Genomic DNA, 21,221 nt, shown 5'->3' with positions numbered 1-21,221 from the left:
GGCGCGATCCGAGATGAACGAGCAACCTTCGCCCTGCCGAAGACGTTTCACCAGTGAAGGGTTCGACGACGCCTCCTGTGGTACGCATGACCGCATGGGGGAATGGGTGGGGCGGGAGATGTCGATCGCGATCGGCTCGGGTGCGGTGTCCGGAGGTGTGGTCGTGGCGGCGGTCGGCGGGAGCTTCGCCGGCATCCTTCTCGGCGCCTTCATCGGTTCGGTTCTCGGCGCCGTCGTCGGTGGCGTGTCCGTGGCCGCCGGGCATCTGGCGATCCGGGCGGCAGCGTTTTGGCCTGCCCCCAGTGAGCGGTGCTGGCGGGCGCGCTTCGCGTCGTGTTCTGCGGCCGCGATCTTCCTGCTGATGTCGATGTGCTCGATGTGGGTGCTGTCCACGTCTGCAGGGGAGGCGTCACTAATGATGCCCGGTGTCGCAGTCGGTTTCGCGGCCGCAACCTTCGTCTGCACGCTCGCTCTCGCGCCGCGCTCGGCATCGAAGTCCGACACTTCACATGCGCTGTGGATTCCGCGGTGATGCGGATCGTCGGGCCACGGCGTCATGCGGAGGGGATCACGTTGTTGATTCCGCACGGGCCGTTCTCGCTTGTCTGGAACGTCGCTACTGGCGTTCCGGACTGGTCGAGCACGGTGTATTCGTCGAAGGTGTAGATGAACACGTAATCACCCCCGGGGCCGCATCGGTGGCCCACGTCGGTCGAATCGGGCAGCGACAGAATGATCTCCTGTACCTCGTCGGCATCGGCGATGCCCGATGCCGGGTGTACGAGATCGGTTCTGTCCTGTGCACTCCTCGAGTAGTGGCAGCGCCGGAGGGACACACCCGAGGACGGCTCCTGCTTGTAAGCGAGAAGCCATTCCTTTCCGTACAGCTCGTCGCGCTGCTTCGGCGCCACATCACATCCGTCTGATCCTGTGGTCGTGTCGACGGCCGCCGATTCCGTCTCGCTCGCAGAGGGTGCAGGGGTCGGGCCTCCCGACGTGCAACCGGCGAGCAGCAAGGGGGAAAGCCCTCCCGCGATGGTCAGACCGACATGCATCGCGGCCCGGCGCACCGCGGTGCGAGTCTGGAACCGTTCGACTGAACTCATGATCGGCGACAGTAACGGGCCGCAGGGCGCCGCCCTCGCCATTCGGCGGTGAAAGGAACTCGGGCGCAGACGGAATTGCGATTTTTTCCGAATGTAGGGGCGGGCGCGGGCGGTCAGGCGCGGGCCGCAGGCTCGCCGAGTCGAGCCCGGACGCCGTCGATGAACAGGCCGAGACCGAAGTCGAAGCGGACGGCCGGATCGCCGTCGAGGAGTTCGTCGTCGGAGCCGAGGTCGGCGCCCGTCTCGGTGTCGGGCGAGGCGGGGGACCGAGTGAGTGCGCCCATCGCCTCCAACTGTGCGCGGGACTGCTCGTCGACGGTGTGTCCGAGCACGAAGTACAGCAGTGTGTAGGCGGCGAGTTCGGCATACGGACGGGGCAGGCCGGCGCGGATCCCGGCACCGACGAAGCTCTCGCGGGCCAGGTTCGACGTCATCCGCGACGCATAGGTCGCGGCCACCAGTTCGGCGCCGTCGCGGTGGGCGAGCAGCGCGCTGCGCAGGCGGTGGGCCAACTCCGCGATGCCGTCGTCCCACCGCGTCGACGACACCGGCGCGTCGACGTCCTCGAGGATACGGTCCGCCATCGCCCCGAGGAGGGTCTGTTTGTTGGGGAAGTGCCAGTAGAGCGCGCCGGGCTGGACGCCGAGCGAGGTTGCGAGCCGGCGCATCGTGAGGTCGGCGAGGCCGTACTCGTCGAGGATCGCCATGGCGCCGTCGAGGACGTCGCCGCGTCGTAGCTGCACTGACTTCTCCTACTTCGATCGGCCGTTCGAGCGGGTTTCCTTTGACACTAATCGACCGCAGCTCTAACGTGAACGCCGTTCAACTTGTACGGCGTTCAATTCGTGACGTCGATCATGTTGCTGTATCCGTCCGGCCCGCTCCTGCGGGCTGTTCGAACCCGAGGAGTTGCAGTGACCCAGGCCCCCGAGCGGACCGACATTCTCGCCACCGCCCGTGATCAGGTGCTCGAGCGCGGCGAAGCGCTGTCGCAGGACCAGGTGCTCGAGGTGCTTCGGCTGGGCGACGACCGGCTCGAGGAGCTGCTGGCCCTGGCGCACGACGTGCGGATGAAGTGGTGCGGCCCCGAGGTCGAGGTCGAGGGAATCATCAGCCTCAAGACCGGTGGGTGCCCCGAGGACTGCCACTTCTGTTCGCAGTCCGGTCTGTTCCAGTCCCCGGTGCGGTCCGCGTGGCTGGATATCCCCAGCCTGGTCGAGGCGGCGAAGCAGACCGCCAAGACCGGTGCCACCGAGTTCTGCATCGTGGCGGCGGTTCGCGGGCCCGACGAGAAGCTGCTGGCCCAGGTCGCCGCCGGGATCGAGGCGATCCGCAACGAGGTCGACATCCAGATCGCGTGCTCGCTCGGCATGCTCACCCAGGAGCAGGTCGATCAGCTCGCGGCCATGGGTGTGCACCGCTACAACCACAATCTCGAGACCGCCGAGTCCTACTTCCCCAACGTCGTCACCACCCACACGTGGGATGAGCGCTGGGACACGCTGCGGATGGTGCGCGAGGCGGGCATGGAGGTGTGCTGCGGCGGCATCCTCGGCATGGGGGAGAGCGTCGAGCAGCGCGCCGAGTTCGCGGCCAACCTCGCCGCCCTCGAACCCGACGAGGTGCCGCTGAACTTCTTCAACCCGCGTCCCGGCACACCCTTCGGGGATCTGGATGTGCTGCCGGCGAGCGAGGCCCTCAAGTCCGTCGCCGCCTTCCGTCTCGCGCTGCCGCGGACGATCCTCCGGTTCGCCGGTGGACGTGAGATCACTCTCGGTGACCTCGGGGCCAAGCAGGGCATGCTCGGCGGAATCAACGCCGTCATCGTCGGCAACTACCTGACGACCCTCGGCCGTCCCGCCGAGAGCGATCTGGATCTGCTGGTGGATCTCGAGATGCCGATCAAGGCACTCAATGCCACCCTCTGACGTTGTGAGCGAGGCCGGTGCGATGGGCGACGAGCGCTACAACCCGTTCACCGGGCACCGAATCGTCGTCGGTGTCGATGACGAGGTGCCCGCGGCGGCACAACTGGGGCTCGAGCCGCCGCGATTCTGTGAGCAGTGCGGTCGACGGATGATCGTCCAGGTCAGCCCGGACGGGTGGTGGGCGAAGTGCTCGCGCCACGGCGTCCTCGACTCCGCTCTTCTCGGACGCAGGTAACGTCGCACGATGTGACGACATCTCGACGCCCGCGTCCGCGCGCAGCCCTGCGGATCGTGTGGTGGCTCGCCATCCTCGGCGCCGCGGCAGGTGTCGTGTGGGCGTTCCTGGCGCCGCCCGTCCGGATGCTCGTCGTCGCCGAGGACCGGGGCGTGGTGCTCACCACGGAGAGCCTGCACCGCTTCGACGCGATCGCGATCTTCGCCGGAATCGGCTCGGTTCTCGGGGTGTTGTCGGCCGTCGCGGTGTGGGGGATGCGCCGCTCCCGGGGTCCGGCCGCGCTGGCCGCGTTGGTGGGAGGTTCCGGGCTGGGCGCGGGCGTCGCGGCGCTCGTGGGCATGGGTGTCGCGCAGCTGCGCTTCCCGGACGTCGATTCCCCGACCGTCGGTGACGTCGTCGCCGCGGCACCGGGGCTGGTGACGCCGATCGTGCTCATCCTGCAGCCCCTTGCGGCCGCACTGATCTACCTTCTCCTCGTGTCCCTGAGCCCGTACGACGATCTCGGGATCTCGGATCACGAACTTTCCGCGGACGAATCGAAGCCGGACGTCCCCGTCGAGCGCTAGCCGGTCGCGGAGATCCTCTCGGCGAGGAGCCCTGCGCGGTCGGATCGGGTCCGGGCGGGCGGCCTTCGGGATAGACTCCTCGGCATCCGCCGCTGGCACCGTCCTGGCGTGCTATCCGGCTCTTCGTGAGTAGTCACCGAACCTCGACCGATCCGTTCGCGTCAGGAGCGTACCGATCATGAGCGCGGAATCCGAGAACGAGAAGACCGACCCGACGGCCGGCAGCAGTGGCGAATCAGCCCCCTTCCGGTTCCGGCCGTACCACCACCCGGCCGCCGGCTGGGGCGCCGCCAAGAGCGTGGGCCGCGTGCTCGCCCGAGAAGGTGAGTTCCTCGACGGGCCGCGAGGCATCATGCGGATGAATCACGAGGGCCGCGGCTTCGACTGCCCGGGATGCGCCTGGCCGGACGATCTCAAGGGCCTGCACCTGGACATCTGCGAGAACGGGATCAAACACGTCACCTGGGAGATGACCCACAAACGAGTCGGCCGAGACTTCTTCGCGGCGCATACCGTCGGCGAGCTGTCGCGGTGGAGCGACGCCGCTCTCGAGGATCAGGGCCGTCTGACCGAGCCGATGCGGTACGACCCGGACACCGACCGCTACGTTCCGATCAGCTGGCCGGATGCCTTCGACCTCGTCGGCCGGGCCCTGCGTGAACTCGACGAGCCCGATCAGGCGGCCTTCTACACCTCGGGCAGGCTCGGCAACGAGGCAACGTTCCTGTATCAACTCCTGGCCCGCGAGCTCGGCACGAACAACCTGCCCGACTGCTCCAACATGTGTCACGAGGCGAGCGGCCGCGCCCTGCAAGCGTCCCTCGGCACGGGCAAGGGAACGGTGGACCTGAAGGATTGGGAGGTCACGGACGCGCTGTTCGTCATGGGCGTCAACGCGGCCTCCAATGCGCCGAGAATGCTGACCTCACTTGTCGAGGCCTACAAGCGGGGCGCTCAGATCGTGCACATCAATCCGCTGATCGAGGCCGCGGCCCGGCGCGCGATCATTCCGCACGAGTTCCTGGCCATGGCTTCATTCCGATCAACCCCCACCAGCACCTTGAACCTGCAGCCACGCATCGGCGGCGACATGGCGCTGCTCCGTGGGATGGCGAAGGTCGTCCTGGACGAGGCCCGCACCGACCCGAAAGCTCTCGACACCGAGTTCATCGAGCGCCACACCTCCGGGTTCGCGGAGTACCGGGCCCTGTGCGAGGCGACGTCGTGGGAGGAGATCGAGCACCAGTCCGGGGTCGCTCGCGCCGATATCCGCAAGGCGGCGCTGGTCTACTGCGAGGCCGACCGCAGCATCTTCAGTTGGTGCCTGGGCGTCACCCAGCACGATCACGGCGTCGACACCGCCCGCGAGATCGTCAACCTGCTGCTGCTGCGTGGAAACCTCGGCAGGGAAGGCGCCGGGCCCTCACCGGTTCGGGGTCACAGCAACGTCCAGGGCAACCGGACCTGCGGTATCGATCATCGTCCGACGGGGGAGTTCCTCGACCGGCTCGCCGCGGTCTGCGAGATCGACCCGCCCCGACGCCACGGACTGGACACCGTCGGCACCATCGAAGCCATGCACCGCGGCGACGTGTTGGTCTTCGTCGGCATGGGCGGGAACTTCGCGCTGGCCGCTCCCGACACCCCGTACACCTTCGCGGCGCTGCAGAAGTGCCGACTGACCATGCACGTGAGCACGAAACTCAACCGCAGCCACCTGGTCCACGGCCGCGATGCGCTGATCCTGCCCTGCCTCGGTCGCACCGAGAAGGACCAGCAGCGCGCCGGTGTCCAGGCGACGTCGGTGGAGGACTCGATGAGCATGGTGCACCTGTCGATCGGGATGAAGCGGCCCGCGTCCCCGCACCTGTTGTCCGAGCCGGCTATCGTCGCGGGCATCGCCCGCGCCGCCCTGCCCGACAGCGCCACGCCGTGGGAGCGGTACGTCGAGGACTACGACCGGATCCGCGACACCATGTCCCACGTGCTCGACGGATTCGAGGACTTCAATCGACGAGTGCGCCTGCCCCTGGGCTTCCGCATCCGCCAACCCGCCCGCGAACTGGTCTTCGACACCCCCTCCGGGCGGGCCGAATTCTCCACCGCCACACTGCCGGATGTCGTCCCCGCCGAGGACCGGCTGGTCCTCTGCACGATGCGCTCGCACGACCAGTGGAACACCACCATCTATTCCGACAACGATCGCTACCGTGGTGTGAAGAACCTGCGCACGCTGATCTTCATGAACGCCGACGACATGCGCGAGCGCGGTATCGGCAAGTTCGACGATGTCGACATCACCAGCATCGCCCGCGACGGCAGCACGCGCTCCCTGCACGGCTACACCGCCATTCCGTACGACATCCCTCGTGGCAGCGCGGCCGGGTACATGCCCGAGATGAACGTGCTGTGCGCCATCGGTGACTACAGCACGCAGAGTGACCAGCCGCTCATGAAGAACGTCAGGATCACTGTTCGAGCGGCGTCGTGACCCGATCGGAACGCTTGTAGTCCGCGGCGTACATCTCGACGTACTCCTGGCCCGAGTGGCGGTGCAGGACGCGCATCAACTCGTCCGTGGCGGACCGCGCTGGGTGGGGTGACCCGTCGGTGGGGCCGAGCCCGCCGTGGTGGCGAGACAAATCGACCGGTGGGCAGATCGTGATCCGCACTCGGCCGGGCCGCCACGCGCGGGTGCCGGGCGGGTTGACCGTGTCGGTCCCACGGACGACGACCGGAACGACCGGCGCACCGGTGGCCAGCGCAACGCGCATCACGCCGGTCTTCCCGCGATACAGCCGTCCGTCGGGCGACCGGGTCCCTTCCGGGTAGATGCCCCACACGCCACCGGCCTCGAGGATGTCGCGCGCGGCCCGCAGCGCGCTCGCGGCGGCGTCGGCACCGCCACGGTCGATCGGGACCTGCCCGGATGCGGTGAAGAACCAACGGAGAAACCTGCCCTTGATCCCCGTGCCCGTGAAGTACTCGCGCTTCGCCACGAAAGTGATGCGGCGCCGGACCATCAGCACCAGGAAGAAGGAGTCCACGACCGCGAGATGGTTGCCCGCGAGGATCACCGGACCGCTCGTCGGGATGTGCTCCGCACCCTCGATCGTCGGTCGACCGAGGACCCGGAGAACGGGTCCGATCAGCACGTATTTGAACAGTCGATACCACACATCAGCCTCCTGTTTTCCCGCCCGCACTCGAGTAGACAGTGTCTACTCGCTTGATCGTAGCGCGATGGTAGACACTGTCTACATGGAGACGGTGCGTTCGCTGCGTGACGAGTTGGTGTCTGCCGGTGTCGAATTGCTCGAGGCGGCGGGGGCGTCCGGCGTCAGCCTGCGGGCGATCACCCGGCGGGCCGGGGTGTCACACGGAGCGCCGCGCCGCTACTTCCCGACGCACAACGCGCTGCTCGCCGCGATCGCTGTCGAGGGATTCTCGGACCTCGCGGTGCGGCTGCGCCCGTCGCTCGACGGATCCAGTGCCCCTGCGCGAGATCGACTCGTCGCGCTCGGGATCGCCTACGTCGAGTTCGCCCGCGACCGGCCGGCGATGTTCGAGCTCATGTTCCGGCACGACCTGCTCGAGGGTGCCGGGGAGAACCTGCGCGCGACGACCCTGCCACTCTTCGCCGCACTGCACGGGCTCGTCGAGGACGCGTCGAACGACACCGACGCGGGCGATCGCGCACTTGCCATCTGGGTGTCCCTGCACGGAACCGCTGTCCTCGTGGCGAACCGGAGTCTGCAACTGGTCGCCGGCGATGCCGTGCTCGAGGGACTCGTCGGGCGGGTGATCGGTGCGCACCTGGTGCCGCCGACCTGAGGGCGCTGTTCCCGTTCTTGATCCCCGAGCACCGCATCCGGCCTTGTCCGGGGCGACTGGGACGCTATCCGAGCCCGTCTCCGGTCACGATCGGGGGTAGTTGGACGACCTGTCCGGCATAGGCCAGTCCGGCGCCGAAGCCGAGCAGCAGCGCCGTGTCGCCGCGGCGGGCCTGGCCGGAACGCAGAAGCTGTTCCATGGCCATCGGGATCGACGCCGCGCTGGTGTTGCCGGTTTCGGCAATGTCCCGAGCGACCGCGACGGTATCGGGTAGTCCCAGTGTCCGGATCAGTGCGTCGGTAATGCGACTGTTGGCCTGGTGCGGCACGAAGGCGTCCAGGTCGTCGGCCGCGACACCGGACTTCTCCAGTGCGTCGCGGCACGCCTTCTCCAGGAAGGTGACCGCCCAACGGAACACGGCCTGACCGTTCATCCGGATGTACGGCCGCTCGGTGCGGCCCCCGTCGGCTTCGGCTGCCTCGACCTCGGCGAAGTACTGCTTGAAGTCCTTGTCCTGCTTGATCGCCGCGGTCTGGCTTCCGTCCGAACCCCACGCGACCGGACCGATTCCCTCGGCGTCGGACGGACCCACCACGACCGCGCCGGCACCGTCGGCGAAGATGAACGCGCACGTCCGGTCGGTCGGATCGAGCAGGTCGGACAGCCGTTCCACACCGATCACCAGGACATGGCGGGCCTGCCCTGCGCGGACGAGACCCGCGGCGTTGCCGAGCGCGTAGCAGAAGCCCGCGCACCCGGCGGAGATGTCGTAGGCGGCGGTGTCGTGCATACCGAGTTCCGTCGCCACCACCGCCCCCGCCGACGGCCCCAGCACCATCTGTGACGAGGTGGCCAGCACGACCGCGTCGATCTGCTCGGCCACCAGACCCGCGGCGGCGAGCGCGTCGCGGGCGGCCGCCACGCTCATCGAGACGATGGTCTCGTCGGGCTCGGCCCAGCCACGGGCCGTGATTCCGGAACGGGTCCGGATCCATTCGTCGGAGGAGTCGATGCGGTCGACGATCTCGGAGTTGGGGACCACACGTCGCGGCCGGTACACGCCGAGGCCCAGAAGGGCTGCGTGGGCGACGGGCTGTGCGGTGGCGATGGGGGCGGGCACGGCATCCTCTCCATGTGGACCGATCGGTTCACATGCTTCAGATCTAACATGAACCGATCGGTCCACACAACCGAAAGAGGCTCGAATGACCACAGCACGCCCGCGCGCTCGACTCCTCGCGAGCACCATTGCCATGGTGCAGGAGCTCGGGGTGCACGGTGCCGGACTGGCGGAGCTGCTCAAACGCAGCAATACGTCGCGGAACTCGCTGTATCAGCACTTCCCGGCCGGAAAGAGTGAGGTCGTGGAGACGGCCACTCGGATCGTGTCGAGGGTCGTCGGTTCGCATCTGAGTGCGATGGCTGAACGGCTGCCGACCGCGCCGTCGATCGACCGATGGTTGGACGACCTGCTCGCATTCTGGCGTGATCCTCTCGAATCCAGTGACTACCGTCTGGGCTCGTTCATGATGGCGGCGGCGTTGGACGAGCTCGATCCGGCGGTCCAGTCCGCCGCCGGACACGCGTTCACCGAGTGGACGGCATTGCTCTCCGGCGGCATGGTTCGGAGCGGGCTCGACAACTCGACCGCGCGTTCGATGTCGGGACTGCTCTTGTCGGTCATCGAGGGTGCGATCGTCCAGAGTCGCGCGCTCAAGTCGAGTGAACCCTTCGCCGCGGCACAGGACCAGCTCGGTCTGCTGCTGGGGCATCACCTCGCACCCCGCTAGGGGGCACGCTCTAGGGGTGCTTGCCCGCCGCGAACGCACTTGCGTGGGCGGCGATGTGGTCGCGGAGTCGCGTCACGGCCGGAGTGGGCCGGTAGTGGCCGGTCACGAGCCCGATGCTCCGATCGGGCACGCCCCTCAGGGGAATTGCCACCAGGTCCGGGTGCGGGGATTCGGCGGCCGGCAGTGCGGCGACGCCGAGCCCGTGCGCAACGAGAGCCCGGATCGTCTCGAACTCGGTGATCTCGAACGACACACGCGGCGCGAATCCGATTCGCGCGCAGGATGAGTCGAGAATCCTGCGAAGGTGGTACGACGGCGGACTCGCGATGAACGGCTCGTCCGCGAGTTCGGCGAGATCGACGCGCCTGCGGGCGGCGAGCGGGTGTCCGCGAGCGACGTGCAGGAGGATGCGCTGGTGTCCCAGCACGGCGGCGGGCAGGTCGTCGGGGCAGGGGATCATCACCGCCAGGTCCAGTCGGCCGTCGCGGACCATGGCGGCAAGGGCGTTCCCGTGGTCCTGCGTCAGGTGCAGCCGGATCCGGGGCGCGGTGGTGTGGAAGTCGGCGAGCAGGGAGGGGATGCTCACCGGGCCGAGTGTCAGCGGGAAACCGAATCGCACGAGCCCACTCTCGGGATCCGCGTTGCTGCGCACCGCCGCGACCGCATCGTCGAGTGCCCGGACGAGGCCGTGGGTCCGCTCGAACAGTTCCCGCCCCTGCGACGTGAGGGCGATTCGGCGGCCGGCCGGCTGGAACAGTTGCACGCCCAGCGTCTTCTCCAGGGTCTTCAGTCGTCGGCTGAGTGACGACTGCGGCACGCCGAGGAGTTCGGATGCGCGGGTTACGTGCCCTTCTTCCGCGGCCGCATCGAAGGCAGCGAGCAAAGGCGCGACGGCGTCGACCTCGCCGGGCATCGATTCATCCATATTCGGATCATAAAGTCACCAGATCATCATTGGACGGATGAGTTGCGCGTGGGCAGCCTTGCTGACATACCGGCGAGGAGAGGGGCACGGCATGGTTCAGGCGAGTGGCGGGGGATCGGACACCGGGCACGGAGGCGAGGTTCTCGACGTGGTCCTCGTCGGCGGCGGCATCATGTCCGCGACCCTCGGTGCACTGTTGGCGAAGTTGCAGCCGGACTGGTCCGTCGCGCTGCTCGAGCGTCTCGGGGAACTGGCAGGCGAAAGCTCGAACGCATGGAACAACGCTGGGACCGGCCATTCCGGGCTGTGCGAGCTCAACTACATGCCCGATGCCGGTGATCCGGCGAAGGCCGAGGACATCGGCCGCCAGTTCCACCTCTCGCGGCAGTTCTGGGCGTCGCTCGTCGAGGACGGTGACGTGCACGACCCGGCATCGTTCATCAATCCCACGCCGCACATGGACGTCGTGTTCGGTGAACGTGACATCGCCTATCTGCGTGAGCGATTCGAGACGTTGCGGCACCTACCGTTGTTCTCGGCGATGCAGTACACCGAGGATCCCGAGACCGTCCGAGAGTGGGCGCCGCTGCTGATGGACGGACGGAACGATGCCGAGGCGGTCGCGGCGACCCGCTACGAGGGCGGTAGCGACGTCGACTTCGGGGCGCTCACCCACACGCTCGTCCGGGTGATGACGAGCGGTGGGGCGCGGGTGCACCTGCGGCACGAGGTGACCTCCCTCGCGCGCGGGTCGGACGGCATCTGGACCGTCACCGGGTCTGATCGTGCGTCCGGGCGCCGCTTCCGGATCAGGTCGCGTTTCGTCTTCGTCGGTGCCGGTGGGTATGCGCTGAAGTTGCTGCAGAAGGCCCGGATCCCCGAGGTGCGCGGTTATGCGGTGTTCCCGCTCGGCGCCCAGTTCCTCCGTACCGGCAACCCCGCCGTGGTCGGCCGGCACGACGCGAAGGTCTACGGGCAGGCCGCAATCGGGGCCCCGCCGATGTCGGTGCCGCATCTCGACAAGCGGGTCGTCGACGGCCAAGCCTCGCTGATGTTCGGTCCGTACGCCACCTTCAGCACGAGGCTCCTCGAGCGCGGCAGGCTCACCGACCTGTTCACGACCATCCGGTTCCGAAACGTCGCGGTGCTGGTGGCGGTCGGAATCCAGAACCTGCCGCTCGTGCGCTATCTCATCGCCGAGCTGTTCGCCTCGCGCCGACACAAGTTCAGTCAGTTGAGACGCTTCTGTCCCGGGGCCGATCCGGCGGACTGGAGTGTGCTGCAGGCCGGCCAGCGCGCCCAGCTGGTCAAACCGGATCGGCGCAGGATCGGAGTGCTGACCTTCGGGACGGAGGTCGTCGTCGGTGCGGACGGAACCATCGCCGGTCTGCTCGGTGCCTCGCCGGGCGCTTCGGTCGCACCGCCGCTCATGGCAGACGTCCTCGACAAGTGCTTCCCGGAGAAGCGCGCGGAGTGGGAACCGTTGCTGCGCAGGCTCATGCCGGGTCTCGGTGCGGCCGGTGAGCGTGACCAGCAGGTGGTCGACCGCAACCTCGAACGCACGGGGTGCTCGCTGCGTCTGTTGCGGCGATCGGAATGACGATTGCCTGCCGATCTTCATGCCGACGCGTTATCCGGAGTCCCGAACGCCGTGCGCTCAACGGGATGACGCGTGCACCGGCGTCAGACGTCCAGTAGGCGTTGTGCTCTGCGTTCGTCGAGGCCGCCGCGCCACCCTGCGAGGGGGACCGGTATGTCGGAGCGCGGGCCGCTCTGGACGGAGTGGTAGGCGGCGTGCCGCTCGGTGTTGCCGATGAACCGGTCCCACATCGGGGCAAGGACGGGGCTGGGCAGAACGCCGATCTCGGAGAGCCCGATGAGGATGCCGTACCGCCGGTACTTGTCTGTGCCGGGAACGATCTTCGCCCGCGCAACGGCCTTCTCCAGTTCGCTGGGCCGTGTTCCCGGGGGCTGCGCGCGGATGACGTCCAACAGTGCGCGGACCCGTTCCCTGTCCTCTTCGTTCGGCAGCGGCAGCCCCTCCGCGACTGCGGCTTCCAGATCGGGTAGGTACTTCTCGGGCAGTTCGTTCCATGACCAACCGAGCGCGAACCGCAACAAGGTCTCCGTGACGTCGACGTCGTATCCCGCGTCGTGCAGCGGGTCGAGGCCGCAGTCCGGGATTCCGCCGGTGCCCTTGGGTGCGGTGTCGAGGAACTGTGCCCAACCGTAGGAGATCACCGTCTGGCGGCCACGTGGTGCGCTTCCCAGCCCCGCGACGAAGGCCGCGAGCACCGCGTCGGGATCGAGGGAGTCGGCCGCCGCGGTCGTGCGCTCGACGATCTCTGACGGGGTCCACCGCTCCGTCGCATGCACGGGCCACCCCAATCTCGCCGCAGCGACCACATCCTCGGGATCACGCGACGGGTCGGCGCCTTTGACCGTCCCGGCACGGGTGATCCGGTACCCGTAGCAGCGCAGCAACGGTTCCAGCTCTGCTCCCCGAGGGATGCGACGCGGTGCGGCAATCACCTCGTGAGCCTAACGCGTCCGCACGCCGGTCAGCGGATCAGTGCGAAACCGACACGAACTGTCATGTCTACCAATCCATAACCCGGTACTCCGCGAGAACGGACGGGATCATCCGTGTGTCGATGGATCACCACGGACGACAGCGATCGGGTCCGTGGGTGTCAATCCGGCGAGGTCGTATCGGCGAACAGATTCTCGACTTCGTCCAGGTCCAGCCCCGTCGCCTCGGCGATCTCGTCCAACGGGTGACCGGCCCTGCACAGCTCGGCCGCGCGGACACGTGGACCGACGAGCCAGCCGAGCCGAACCAGCAACTGCTCCGCCCCATGTCGGAGTTCGGCCCGCTGGTTCCGGGACCATGGTGCGGACCGGGACAGGGACGCTTTTCCGATCCGTTCGCGGAGCAATTCGCCGAGTGCCTCGCGCTGTTGCGCCGTGGTGAGTCCGTCCACCGCTTCTTCCGTCACACACAGGTCGACGAGCAGCGCGGGCTCGGAGCGCTCGAAGCGCGTGAAGGACCGCCGGCCGACGTCCGCGGGCAGGCATCTCAGGCAGAGGACGAGGGTCCCGGCGACCGCTGGCGTGGCAACGGCGAAGGCATCTCCTGCCTCCTGCAGCTCGTTCGCCAGCGCGTACAGGTCCCCGATCGTGCCGGTGTCCGACGTGACGACGAGTTCCATCCGCCCGACGCTACCGGCGTGAGGTGGGTGTGCGTTCAGGCGTCGAGCGGATAGAACTAGTGTTCCGGCCAATGGCTTCGGGTCAGGTCCGCTTGCGGCTCGCGATCTCGTCAGAGAGCTGCTGCACGTGGGCGGGGTCCGCGTCCCGGGCAAGGGCGACGTAGTGGTCCATGACGGCCGGCCGGTAGCGCACGGGCAACGTCTGTCCTGGGGCGAGTCGGGTGAGCTCGGTGATCGTGAGGGCTTCGTCTGCGATGCCGCGGAACGAGATGCCGTCGGCGGTCTCCACGTCGAACATCAGGACCACGCGTGGATTGCTGTTGACCTCCCGCCAGTCGACGAGAACGCCGAGCGCAAGCGCGCCCGTACGCAGTTCCGCATTGCGCTTCGATGCCTCACTGCTCATGAGCGGGTTCGGGGCGACGCCCGGGAAGTCGGGCCCGACGCCGAGCGATTCCGGACTCAGGTCGGGCCTGAGCTGCTCCATCAGATCGTTGAGCTTCTTCGAATCGAACGTCCTGTCGAACATCCTGCCGACCATCCTGCCGAACATCCTGATCCCTCCCTCACACCGGTGCCGGAATCTCGGCCTGGCGCTTCGCCCTCACTGCGATTGCAAGTCGCGGCCATTCCCGACCTCCGTCGCATCGCCCCGTCCCGATGGGAGCATCCCACCTGAACCCTGCCTATTTGTCAGACACGCCCCAGGCGGAATCACGGCGCCGGAGGAACATGTCCAGTGCGGCTCCGACATTCTCGCGCACGAAGCCCTCCTGCTCCGCTGCGATCATGGAGCGCATCGTCTCGAGTTCGCGCTCGGCGCCGGGCAGGTCGAACACCGCGCAACCAGCGGCGTTGCGGACATCCCAATCGTCGTCTGTCCGGGCTAGGTGGATCAGCGCTGTGCGGCATCTCTCGGCAAGGGAATCGTCATCGATCTGAAGGATCTCGAAGACCCGCACCGCTTCGATCCTCACCAAGTCGTCCTCTGACACATCGGCCGCAACCGCGAGCAGGAATGAGGCCAGCAAGGGTCCGTCGTCATCCTCGGGAACCAAGGATCGTAGTGCGGAGAAACGCCTGTCCGCGCTCCACTGCGCGAAGTTGGCGATCACTTCACGGACGGCCACCGATTCGGAACCCATGAGGCTCCACACTACCGAATCCGATCAGTTCGACTTCACCTCCAAGACAAGCGCCGCGCACCCCGGAATGGTCGATTCACCAACCCTTGACCGCAGTCCCGTCCCACCGTGGATCGGCCAACAGTTCCGGTGCCGGACCGACGAAGGCGCGCGCGGCGTCGGTGTCTCCGGTGAGGGTGAAGCGCAGCCACGCGGTGAGGTACCCGCGGAATCCACCTCCGTCGGTGGGCCAGTTGTGCCCCACCCCCAGCAGGCGGCCGCGGGCCGCGGGCCCCGGGCTCACGGCGTGGTAGGCGGCCTGCGGTATGGCCGTCGAGACCGGATCCTCGGCCCCTGTCAGGTAGAACACCGGACCTGTCAGCCGAGCCACGTCGATCACGTCGACGGGCCGAGTGGCCCACCAGGGGTCGGGCAGGTCGAGTACGGCGGTGGAGGTGATGAGTCCGCCGGAGTCGGTGCTGGCATTGATCGATCCCCCGGCGCCCTGCGAATGTCCGACGGCGGCGACATGAGCGACGTCGATGCGATCGTGAAAGATGCTCTCCGGATTTTCGTTCTGTGCCAGGACGTAGCGCGCTGCAGCCAGGATCTCGGTCCCGTCTCCAGTGACGCTGCTGTCGGCGACCACGACGACGAAGCCCCAGGAGGCCAGGTGGCGTAGCAACTCCTCGTACTGCTCGTACGTCGCGTAACTTCCGTTGCCGAAGGTGACCACGGGATGGCGGTCGGGACTGGTGGCGATGTCGGCGGGATGGAACACCTGATATCCGGGCACCGCCACCGAGGTGACGGCGTGGGTGCCGGTGGCCGCGTAGCGCTCGCTGACGGATTGCCGTTCCGGAGCAGCGGGAGTCGCCGCCGCGGGATCTGCCGCGGGAGCAGTGGGAACTGATGCGAGGGCCGGTGCCGAGATTCCGGACGCCATCGGCATCGCGATCATCGCGGCGAGGAGCAGTGTCCGGGTGCGTCGGGTGGCGGGGGGCAGAGGTCGTCGTAACGTCACGAGCCCACCCTAGGGACTGCCGGACGAACCGGCGACAGGTTGGGTCACGCAGCCCGCGCGGCTGGCGCGGTCATGCGATTCAACGGGGCGCTACGGCGCCGGACGGTTCTCCCGGATACCCGGCTCTCACAACCCTGCCCGGCGCCGGCATGTGGACAGTCCCCTGACCGTCACCAGTCGGAGCGCGGTCTTCGCGACACGGCCGGTGGCAGCTGTGGTTCGGTCTGGACCGGGACAGGGCGTCGGGGGGACGATGGCGCTATGCCGCGTCCCGCGTTCTGGTCCCTTGCGCTCGAGGACATTCCCCGTCCGGACTTCGTCGACGTGGTCGCGGCGCCACTACCGCTCGGCGCCACCGACGATCCGCGGGTGTGGGCCGCGGCGGTGTTCGCAGGCGGATCGACCCCGGTGTGGATTCGTATCGCCATGGCGGTCCGCCAGTTGGTAGTCCCGCTGATCGGCGTGCCCCGCGCGGGCCGCGTCGTCTTCGTTGTGTCGTGCGTGCAGGACGGTGAGGCGTTGATCTCCGTCGACGACCGACACCTCGACTTCCGGGCAGGTGTCGCGGTCGACACCGGGACGCGACTCGTCCGCCTGACGACGGTTGTGCGGCTGAAGGGCTGGCGCGGCCGCGTCTACTTCGCGCCCGTCAGCGTCGTCCACCCGGTGGTCGTGCGGTCGATGCTGCGCCGGGCGTGCAGCAGGCTCACACCGCGCTGGTTCAGAGAGCTGTCGTTCGAAATCTTCTGCAGCAGAATGGTTTCGAGATCGACGGCGTCGCGTCCAGCGCGTCCACGCGGTGCAACCTCTGTCCGGACCACGGTGGACGGTTCTACTGAAAGTCAGCTGCCGATGATCACGCCGTGGCCGATCCGGCCGCCCCGTGCCGGCACTTCTGTTCGTCATCGGGGATGATGACGACGGTCGATTCCTGCTGCGGGTTGCGGCGCGTCACCGCCGCGACACCGACCAGCTCGCCGACCACTTAGGGGTTCGACCGACACTGCGCGCTTAGACTCGGCTCGTCGCCCGATCCGACCACAGACAGGAAGCGGCCGTGGCCAACCGCGCGTATCTCTACACCACTCCCTTTTGCCCTCAGGAAGATCCGGCAGCTGCACGCGTTCATCGCCTCGCCGGCATCTCCGAGTGGTCGTACGCGATACCGTTGGTCCCACGGATCCTCGTCTCCGTGGACCCCCGTGCCCGCCAGTCGATGATCTGGGACGACACCCCCGACCTGATCGCAGTCACGGCCCGCTGCGGCCCAGGCATTGCCCGGCTCGACGGCTTCCTCGGCCGCATCGACCACCCCGGCCTCGGCACGATGGCTGAGGATGCGCTGCGGTTCCTGCGCAGCCACACCGAACCCGACCACCATTTCGTCCTCGAATGTGGCGAGGTCTTCGACATGGACGACGAGCCGTTCGCTGACCAGGGCCGGACATTGATGGCTGGGCTGGCGGACATCGACACAGAGATGGAGGCGGCGTTGGTCAGGCTCGCACCCGCCAAGCCGAACTTCTGGCAGCGGGTGTTCACGCCGTCGCAGGAGAGTAGCGAGGAACCCCTCCGCGAGCTCGGTCTCGGCTACTGGTCCGACACGCTGTACATCGAGCTCGACGGCCCGCGATAGGCGTGACCGCGCGTCGGTGCCGATTGGGGTGCGTCTCCTGCAGGCGGTCGCCGCGACTCGGGAGTCGCAGTCGGGTGCGGCCACCGAAGACTCGTAGGAGGGCGTGTGCGAATACGCCTTTGCTGCACGGATGGAGCGACATGGATGCCGTGATGGGCGAGGCGTCTTTGGGACCGGGCGCGGATGCTCGGTCCGGCGACGCCCTTCGGGTACGTCCCGCCTACGCCATGCCTCGCAGGTGGCCCGAAGGGCTGTAGTCGATCTTCCAGTCCGTGTACACGCCGAGCATCCCGTCTCGCAAACACCGCAGCCCGATGCTCACCCAGCGCACGTCGTCGCTCCCGCCGCCGACCGGGGCGAAGCCGACCGCGACGGCGAACTCGTCCCCGCCACAAGGGCATTCGCACTGGGACGGTTCGGCCTCGGGCCAGTGGTCCACGCTGTCGGCGATCAGGACGGCATCGTCGCAGGCCACGCAGAGACGTTCGGCACAACCCGCCTCGTCGTCTACGCCGATCGCGAAGGCTCGTCCGCCGCATTTCGCGCACACCGACTCGGTGACGGTGTCGACGGCGTAACCACCGGCGCGGTACTCCTTCACATACGCGGCGAGGGCGGCGAAATCCATGCCGTGCCCCGGTCCCTGCGTTTCCTTCAATGTCACGCAAGTCATTGTGCACGCCGGGTACGACGGATCACTCGGGTAACCGGGATCGAGGTGGTGGACGGCTTTCGGCCGGATTCATGGTTTGCAGACTCAGGTCGTTGTGGATGACAGATCCCCGCCGTCCTGACCTGGGGATCGACAACCACGGTGACGAGAGCCCCTGCTGAAGGTCCTCGCCATAGACGGCAATTGTTCGCCGGCCTGACGTGCCAATCACGCAGGCGGCGGTATACGGAATGGTTCGAAGACCGCTAGGAACCGGACGGCGGGTGGGGGAAGGAGTAGGCCGATGAACACGAGGATGCAGACGGTGGGGATCGTGTGGACCGAGGTCTCGCATCACCGGGCGACGGTGAACGTGGCTCTCCCGGCCTCGACCTGGAGGGTGTGGATCTGGCGCGGCCCTGTCCGACGCAGGGTTCACAGGCGTCGAGCGTGAGGGGATCGCGGTCCGTCCCGTCGAGCACGACGCGGCGGCCCTGCTGTTCGACCAGACCTGATGCAGGAGGGGCGGCTCGTCGGAAGCGGGCCGGTCCCGTTGTCAGTCTCACCGATCGCGTTCGCGCGGTGCGGCTCGGCCCTCACACCCTTTCGGGTGTGGGGGCTGATTCATTGCCTTGACCAGGGGAGGCGAGATGTCCCGGGTGGGTCTTAGGGTGCGCCGGAGAGGCTGTAGGTGATGTAGTGGTCGCCCCATTTGAGGTAGGCGCTGGTGGTGGCTTGGCCTCGGATGGTGTCGTTCTGGAATTGGTAGACGGGGTGGCGGGGCCAGAGGTTGCTGACGTGTTCGAGGGTGTAGTACTCGCGGTGGCTGGGTGGGTGTCGCTGGTGGATCTCTTCACGAGTGAGTGGGGGAAGGTTGCCGAGTTGGTAGGTCCTGCCGAGGGATTCGAGGCGTTCGGGTGGGGTGAAGATGTTGAGGCTGTGGTGGACGAACATCGTGTAGAGGATCCCGGCGGCGAGCACTGCGGCGAGGGCGCGGGCGCCGTATCGGATTGCGCGGTGCAGGGTTGTGGGCATGATGGCACGGTATATCGTTCGTGACCTGGGCAGATGACGTGTTCCGCCCGGGCCGGCACGACGTGAGGGGGGTTCGCGTGAGGGGAGCGTCGTGGCTGCCGGCGGTTCTAGCGGCGGCCGGTGTGGTGTTCGTGCTGGTCGGGTTCGGTGCCTTGTCATTCCTCGGTGTCGGAAGTTCAGCGACCGATCTTTGTGTCAGTGTCCACGACTCGGTCAGCGACGGGGGTCCTGTCTATAAGGCAACGCGTTCGTGGCTGCCTGTGGTCGGCGCGAGCTGTACGTATGCCCATACCAACGATGTTCACGTTCAGCACTTCGTGTTTGACTGGCCGGCTTCGGTCACTGCTCTCGCGGGCTGGGCTTTGGTAGCGATCTCCGCGGTGTGGGCTCACCGTCGGGCAAGCCACCGATGAACATGTGGGAGCCGGCCGGTACCGGCCGCACGCCGCCCAGGCCCGGGCCGCAGCCGGCCGGCCGCGGCCGAAGACCCGCAAGCTCGCCGCGCAGCCAGCGCTACGGCAGGTGGTGCAGGAATATCTGAACGTCAGGTGGAGTCCGGAACAGATAATGCGCAGGCTGCGCCGGGACTTCCCCGACCATCCGGAGATGCACGTGTGCCACGAAATGATCTATCCGGCCCTCTACCAGCAGGGCCATGGCGAACTGCACCGCGAGGTCGCTCGAGTCCTGCGTACTGGACGGACGATTCGCCGGCGGCGCCGCGGGCCGCAGCGGGTGCAGCGGATGGCGGCCCCCATGGTCCTGATCAGCGAGCGCCCCGCCGAGGTCGACGACCGGGCCGTGCCCGGGCATTGGCAAGGGGATCTGATCGTCGGGAAGAACAACCAGTCCGCGATCGGCACCCTCGTCGAACGCTCCACCCGCCACGTGATGCTCGTCCACCTGCCCCACGGCCGTACCGCCGACCGGGTCCGGGACGCAATCGCCGGGACCATCGGGCATCTGCCGGCGCACTTGAAGCGGTCGGTGACGTGGGACCAGGGCTCCGAGACGAACCTGCACCATGAATTCACCGCCGCCACCGACATTCCCGTCTACTTCTGTGATCCTCGTTCGCCCTGGCAGCGCGGGACGAGCGAGAACACGAACGGGCGACTGCGCCAGTACTTCCCGAAAGGAACTAGCCTGGAAGGTCACTCCCGCGCGCATCTCGACGCTGTCACTACCGAACTCAACAACCGCCCACGTAGAACGCTCGGCTGGGACACCCCAGCCGAGCGTTTCGCTACTGTCGTCGCGGCTAGCAGACAAACCTGTTCAGCGGCAGGATCGGTGTACCGACCCGACGCGGAAGGGCTTCCGATCGTGGAAGTGTCAGGCGTCGCGCTTGTTCACCACGACCAGACTTGTGCCGAAGACGACCGCCACGAACGCCGCGAAGTACACCAGCGCGCCCCACGGACCCCAGTGGAAGTCGAACTGCCCGCCGTTCTGCTGTCCGAGGAAGTATGTGGCGTTGTTGAACGGACCGAACTCGCCGATGTACTTGCCCACCTTCGGAATCACCGTCGCCATGCTCTCGATCACCAGCGGCCACAGCAACACCAGCGAGATGGCACCCGCCGACTGGCGGATCAACGTGCCCACACCCACCGCGAAGACCGCGACCAGTGCGAAGTAGATCGGCACACCGAGGACGATGCGGGCGTTGTCGCCGTCACCGAGCGGGATGGTCAGGCCCGAAGCGGCCTGGCCGAGATAGAACGCCGCGAGGGCGACGACCAGGCCGAGGACAGCCGCAAATCCCGACAACAGCAGCGCCTTGCCTGCGATCACCGCCGAACGATTCGGGCTGGCCAGGAACGAGGTGCGGATGACACCGAAGCGGTACTCGGTGGTGACCGCGAGCGCCGCCATGATCATCACCAGCATCGCTCCGAACTGCACCGCGCCCATCTGGGTCACTGCGGCGGTGTAGTTGTAGGGGTTGGCGAACCCCGCGCCGTACTGCGACTTCATCGCAGCGCCGACCACCACGGCAAGGCCGATACTGACGACCACCGCGATCAGCGTGCACCACATCGGTGACTTGGTGGATGTCAGCTTGATGCGTTCTGCATTCAACACGCTCATCGGAGCGCACCTCCCATGTTCTGCGCAGCGTCGACGGGCTGTCCGGCGACCTGAGCGTGG

The 21,221-nt window shown here is 67.4% G+C and carries 23 protein-coding genes and 1 pseudogene; 11 read left to right on the top strand and 13 right to left on the bottom strand.

Annotation, left to right across the window (positions count from 1 at the left end; genetic code table 11):
- The first annotated feature begins 94 nt into the window (after positions 1–94).
- Complete coding sequence (locus tag DEU38_RS27245) at positions 95–532, top strand: hypothetical protein (protein WP_114724496.1); 438 nt, start codon at positions 95–97, stop codon at positions 530–532.
- 22 nt (positions 533–554) lie between these two features.
- Here the strand turns inward: DEU38_RS27245 and DEU38_RS28190 are convergent, their stop codons facing one another.
- Together DEU38_RS28190 and DEU38_RS27235 are read right to left on the bottom strand one after the other, a co-directional pair.
- A complete protein-coding gene (locus tag DEU38_RS28190) occupies positions 555–1,148 on the bottom strand; it encodes a hypothetical protein (RefSeq protein ID WP_147283599.1) in 594 nt (197 codons plus the stop codon).
- Positions 1,149–1,219: 71 nt separating this feature from the next.
- On the bottom strand, positions 1,220–1,849 hold the full coding sequence (locus tag DEU38_RS27235) for a TetR/AcrR family transcriptional regulator C-terminal domain-containing protein (RefSeq protein ID WP_114724494.1): 630 nt from the start codon (positions 1,847–1,849) through the stop codon (positions 1,220–1,222).
- Between the two features lie 171 nt (positions 1,850–2,020).
- Between DEU38_RS27235 and bioB the strand changes: the two genes are divergently transcribed.
- From bioB to DEU38_RS27215, 4 genes are all read left to right on the top strand, one after another.
- Positions 2,021–3,034 (top strand): biotin synthase BioB, encoded by a 1,014-nt coding sequence (gene bioB / locus DEU38_RS27230; RefSeq protein ID WP_114724493.1) that lies wholly within the window; start codon positions 2,021–2,023, stop codon positions 3,032–3,034.
- Complete coding sequence (locus tag DEU38_RS27225; RefSeq protein ID WP_114724492.1) at positions 3,021–3,269, top strand: hypothetical protein; 249 nt, start codon at positions 3,021–3,023, stop codon at positions 3,267–3,269. The genes bioB and DEU38_RS27225 overlap by 14 nt, the downstream gene beginning before the upstream one ends.
- A gap of 11 nt (positions 3,270–3,280) precedes the next feature.
- On the top strand, positions 3,281–3,835 hold the full coding sequence (locus DEU38_RS27220; protein ID WP_254622531.1) for a DUF2567 domain-containing protein: 555 nt from the start codon (positions 3,281–3,283) through the stop codon (positions 3,833–3,835).
- Between the two features lie 178 nt (positions 3,836–4,013).
- Complete coding sequence (locus tag DEU38_RS27215; RefSeq protein ID WP_114724491.1) at positions 4,014–6,326, top strand: FdhF/YdeP family oxidoreductase; 2,313 nt, start codon at positions 4,014–4,016, stop codon at positions 6,324–6,326.
- Here DEU38_RS27215 and DEU38_RS27210 read toward each other — a convergent pair.
- Positions 6,304–7,014: a 1-acyl-sn-glycerol-3-phosphate acyltransferase gene (locus DEU38_RS27210; protein WP_114724490.1), complete on the bottom strand. Its 711-nt coding sequence runs from the start codon at positions 7,012–7,014 to the stop codon at positions 6,304–6,306. The two genes, DEU38_RS27215 and DEU38_RS27210, sit on opposite strands and share 23 nt — an antisense overlap.
- Before the next feature lie 64 nt (positions 7,015–7,078).
- Here DEU38_RS27210 and DEU38_RS27205 point away from each other — a divergent pair, with 64 nt between their 5' ends.
- Positions 7,079–7,669, top strand: a complete 591-nt coding sequence (locus tag DEU38_RS27205) for a TetR/AcrR family transcriptional regulator (protein WP_217487134.1) — start codon at positions 7,079–7,081, stop codon at positions 7,667–7,669.
- A gap of 64 nt (positions 7,670–7,733) precedes the next feature.
- Here the strand turns inward: DEU38_RS27205 and DEU38_RS27200 are convergent, their stop codons facing one another.
- The gene (locus DEU38_RS27200; protein ID WP_114724488.1) at positions 7,734–8,789 is read right to left on the bottom strand and encodes a beta-ketoacyl-ACP synthase III; all 1,056 of its coding nucleotides are present in this window, start codon (positions 8,787–8,789) and stop codon (positions 7,734–7,736) included.
- 85 nt (positions 8,790–8,874) lie between these two features.
- Between DEU38_RS27200 and DEU38_RS27195 the strand changes: the two genes are divergently transcribed.
- Positions 8,875–9,459 (top strand): TetR/AcrR family transcriptional regulator, encoded by a 585-nt coding sequence (locus DEU38_RS27195; protein ID WP_114724487.1) that lies wholly within the window; start codon positions 8,875–8,877, stop codon positions 9,457–9,459.
- Between the two features lie 10 nt (positions 9,460–9,469).
- On the opposite strand, the gene DEU38_RS27190 is transcribed toward DEU38_RS27195, so the two are convergent.
- Positions 9,470–10,384: a LysR family transcriptional regulator gene (locus tag DEU38_RS27190; RefSeq protein WP_114724486.1), complete on the bottom strand. Its 915-nt coding sequence runs from the start codon at positions 10,382–10,384 to the stop codon at positions 9,470–9,472.
- 91 nt (positions 10,385–10,475) lie between these two features.
- Between DEU38_RS27190 and mqo the strand changes: the two genes are divergently transcribed.
- A complete protein-coding gene (gene mqo, locus DEU38_RS27185; protein ID WP_114724485.1) occupies positions 10,476–11,984 on the top strand; it encodes a malate dehydrogenase (quinone) in 1,509 nt (502 codons plus the stop codon).
- Between the two features lie 83 nt (positions 11,985–12,067).
- Here the strand turns inward: mqo and DEU38_RS27180 are convergent, their stop codons facing one another.
- From DEU38_RS27180 to DEU38_RS27160, 5 genes are all read right to left on the bottom strand, one after another.
- Positions 12,068–12,916, bottom strand: a complete 849-nt coding sequence (locus tag DEU38_RS27180; RefSeq protein WP_114724484.1) for a hypothetical protein — start codon at positions 12,914–12,916, stop codon at positions 12,068–12,070.
- Positions 12,917–13,077: 161 nt separating this feature from the next.
- Positions 13,078–13,596 carry a hypothetical protein gene (locus DEU38_RS27175; protein ID WP_114724483.1) on the bottom strand — a complete coding sequence of 173 codons (519 nt, stop codon included), beginning with the start codon at positions 13,594–13,596 and terminating at the stop codon, positions 13,078–13,080.
- A gap of 82 nt (positions 13,597–13,678) precedes the next feature.
- Positions 13,679–14,125: a hypothetical protein gene (locus DEU38_RS27170; protein WP_114724508.1), complete on the bottom strand. Its 447-nt coding sequence runs from the start codon at positions 14,123–14,125 to the stop codon at positions 13,679–13,681.
- Between the two features lie 157 nt (positions 14,126–14,282).
- Positions 14,283–14,741, bottom strand: coding sequence for a HEAT repeat domain-containing protein (locus DEU38_RS27165; protein ID WP_147283598.1), 459 nt, complete (start codon positions 14,739–14,741; stop codon positions 14,283–14,285).
- 76 nt (positions 14,742–14,817) lie between these two features.
- Complete coding sequence (locus DEU38_RS27160; RefSeq protein WP_258558186.1) at positions 14,818–15,744, bottom strand: alpha/beta hydrolase; 927 nt, start codon at positions 15,742–15,744, stop codon at positions 14,818–14,820.
- Between the two features lie 261 nt (positions 15,745–16,005).
- On the opposite strand from DEU38_RS27160, the gene DEU38_RS27155 reads away from it, so the two are divergent.
- Positions 16,006–16,659: a DUF2867 domain-containing protein gene (locus DEU38_RS27155; protein ID WP_114724480.1), complete on the top strand. Its 654-nt coding sequence runs from the start codon at positions 16,006–16,008 to the stop codon at positions 16,657–16,659.
- 277 nt (positions 16,660–16,936) lie between these two features.
- On the top strand, positions 16,937–17,380 hold the full coding sequence (locus DEU38_RS27150) for a hypothetical protein (protein WP_258558185.1): 444 nt from the start codon (positions 16,937–16,939) through the stop codon (positions 17,378–17,380).
- 220 nt (positions 17,381–17,600) lie between these two features.
- Here DEU38_RS27150 and DEU38_RS27145 read toward each other — a convergent pair whose 3' ends face one another.
- Both DEU38_RS27145 and DEU38_RS27140 read right to left on the bottom strand, forming a co-directional pair.
- A complete protein-coding gene (locus tag DEU38_RS27145) occupies positions 17,601–18,044 on the bottom strand; it encodes a hypothetical protein (protein ID WP_220181972.1) in 444 nt (147 codons plus the stop codon).
- A gap of 654 nt (positions 18,045–18,698) precedes the next feature.
- Entirely contained in the window at positions 18,699–19,067 is a 369-nt protein-coding gene (locus tag DEU38_RS27140) for a hypothetical protein (protein ID WP_114724477.1), read from the bottom strand.
- A 420-nt stretch (positions 19,068–19,487) separates the two neighbouring features.
- On the opposite strand from DEU38_RS27140, the pseudogene DEU38_RS27135 reads away from it, so the two are divergent.
- Positions 19,488–20,330 (top strand): annotated as a pseudogene (locus tag DEU38_RS27135) (IS30 family transposase); the annotation flags it as partial.
- A 72-nt stretch (positions 20,331–20,402) separates the two neighbouring features.
- Here DEU38_RS27135 and DEU38_RS27130 read toward each other — a convergent pair.
- Complete coding sequence (locus DEU38_RS27130) at positions 20,403–21,161, bottom strand: ABC transporter permease (RefSeq protein ID WP_114724476.1); 759 nt, start codon at positions 21,159–21,161, stop codon at positions 20,403–20,405.
- Between the last annotated feature and the right edge of the window lie 60 nt (positions 21,162–21,221).

The sequence above is a fragment of the Rhodococcus sp. AG1013 genome, assembly GCF_003350365.1.
Taxonomy (GTDB): domain Bacteria; phylum Actinomycetota; class Actinomycetes; order Mycobacteriales; family Mycobacteriaceae; genus Prescottella.
This window is presented reverse-complemented; position numbering and strand designations above follow the sequence as displayed.

Bases quoted from the DNA above. Each gene is read 5' to 3' on its own strand.
- DEU38_RS27225 (WP_114724492.1), top strand. From the start codon at position 3,021: ATGCCACCCTCTGACGTTGTGAGCGAGGCCGGTGCGATGGGCGACGAG.
- DEU38_RS27215 (WP_114724491.1), top strand. From the start codon at position 4,014: ATGAGCGCGGAATCCGAGAACGAGAAGACCGACCCGACGGCCGGCAGC.
- DEU38_RS27205 (WP_217487134.1), top strand. From the start codon at position 7,079: ATGGTAGACACTGTCTACATGGAGACGGTGCGTTCGCTGCGTGACGAG.
- mqo (WP_114724485.1), top strand. From the start codon at position 10,476: ATGGTTCAGGCGAGTGGCGGGGGATCGGACACCGGGCACGGAGGCGAG.
- DEU38_RS27245 (WP_114724496.1), top strand. From the start codon at position 95: ATGGGGGAATGGGTGGGGCGGGAGATGTCGATCGCGATCGGCTCGGGT.
- DEU38_RS27190 (WP_114724486.1), bottom strand. From the start codon at position 10,384: ATGGATGAATCGATGCCCGGCGAGGTCGACGCCGTCGCGCCTTTGCTC.
- DEU38_RS27175 (WP_114724483.1), bottom strand. From the start codon at position 13,596: ATGGAACTCGTCGTCACGTCGGACACCGGCACGATCGGGGACCTGTAC.
- DEU38_RS27130 (WP_114724476.1), bottom strand. From the start codon at position 21,161: ATGAGCGTGTTGAATGCAGAACGCATCAAGCTGACATCCACCAAGTCA.
- DEU38_RS27140 (WP_114724477.1), bottom strand. From the start codon at position 19,067: ATGCCCACAACCCTGCACCGCGCAATCCGATACGGCGCCCGCGCCCTC.
- DEU38_RS27195 (WP_114724487.1), top strand. From the start codon at position 8,875: ATGACCACAGCACGCCCGCGCGCTCGACTCCTCGCGAGCACCATTGCC.
- DEU38_RS27170 (WP_114724508.1), bottom strand. From the start codon at position 14,125: ATGTTCGACAGGACGTTCGATTCGAAGAAGCTCAACGATCTGATGGAG.
- DEU38_RS27165 (WP_147283598.1), bottom strand. From the start codon at position 14,741: ATGGGTTCCGAATCGGTGGCCGTCCGTGAAGTGATCGCCAACTTCGCG.
- DEU38_RS27155 (WP_114724480.1), top strand. From the start codon at position 16,006: ATGCCGCGTCCCGCGTTCTGGTCCCTTGCGCTCGAGGACATTCCCCGT.
- DEU38_RS28190 (WP_147283599.1), bottom strand. From the start codon at position 1,148: ATGGCGAGGGCGGCGCCCTGCGGCCCGTTACTGTCGCCGATCATGAGT.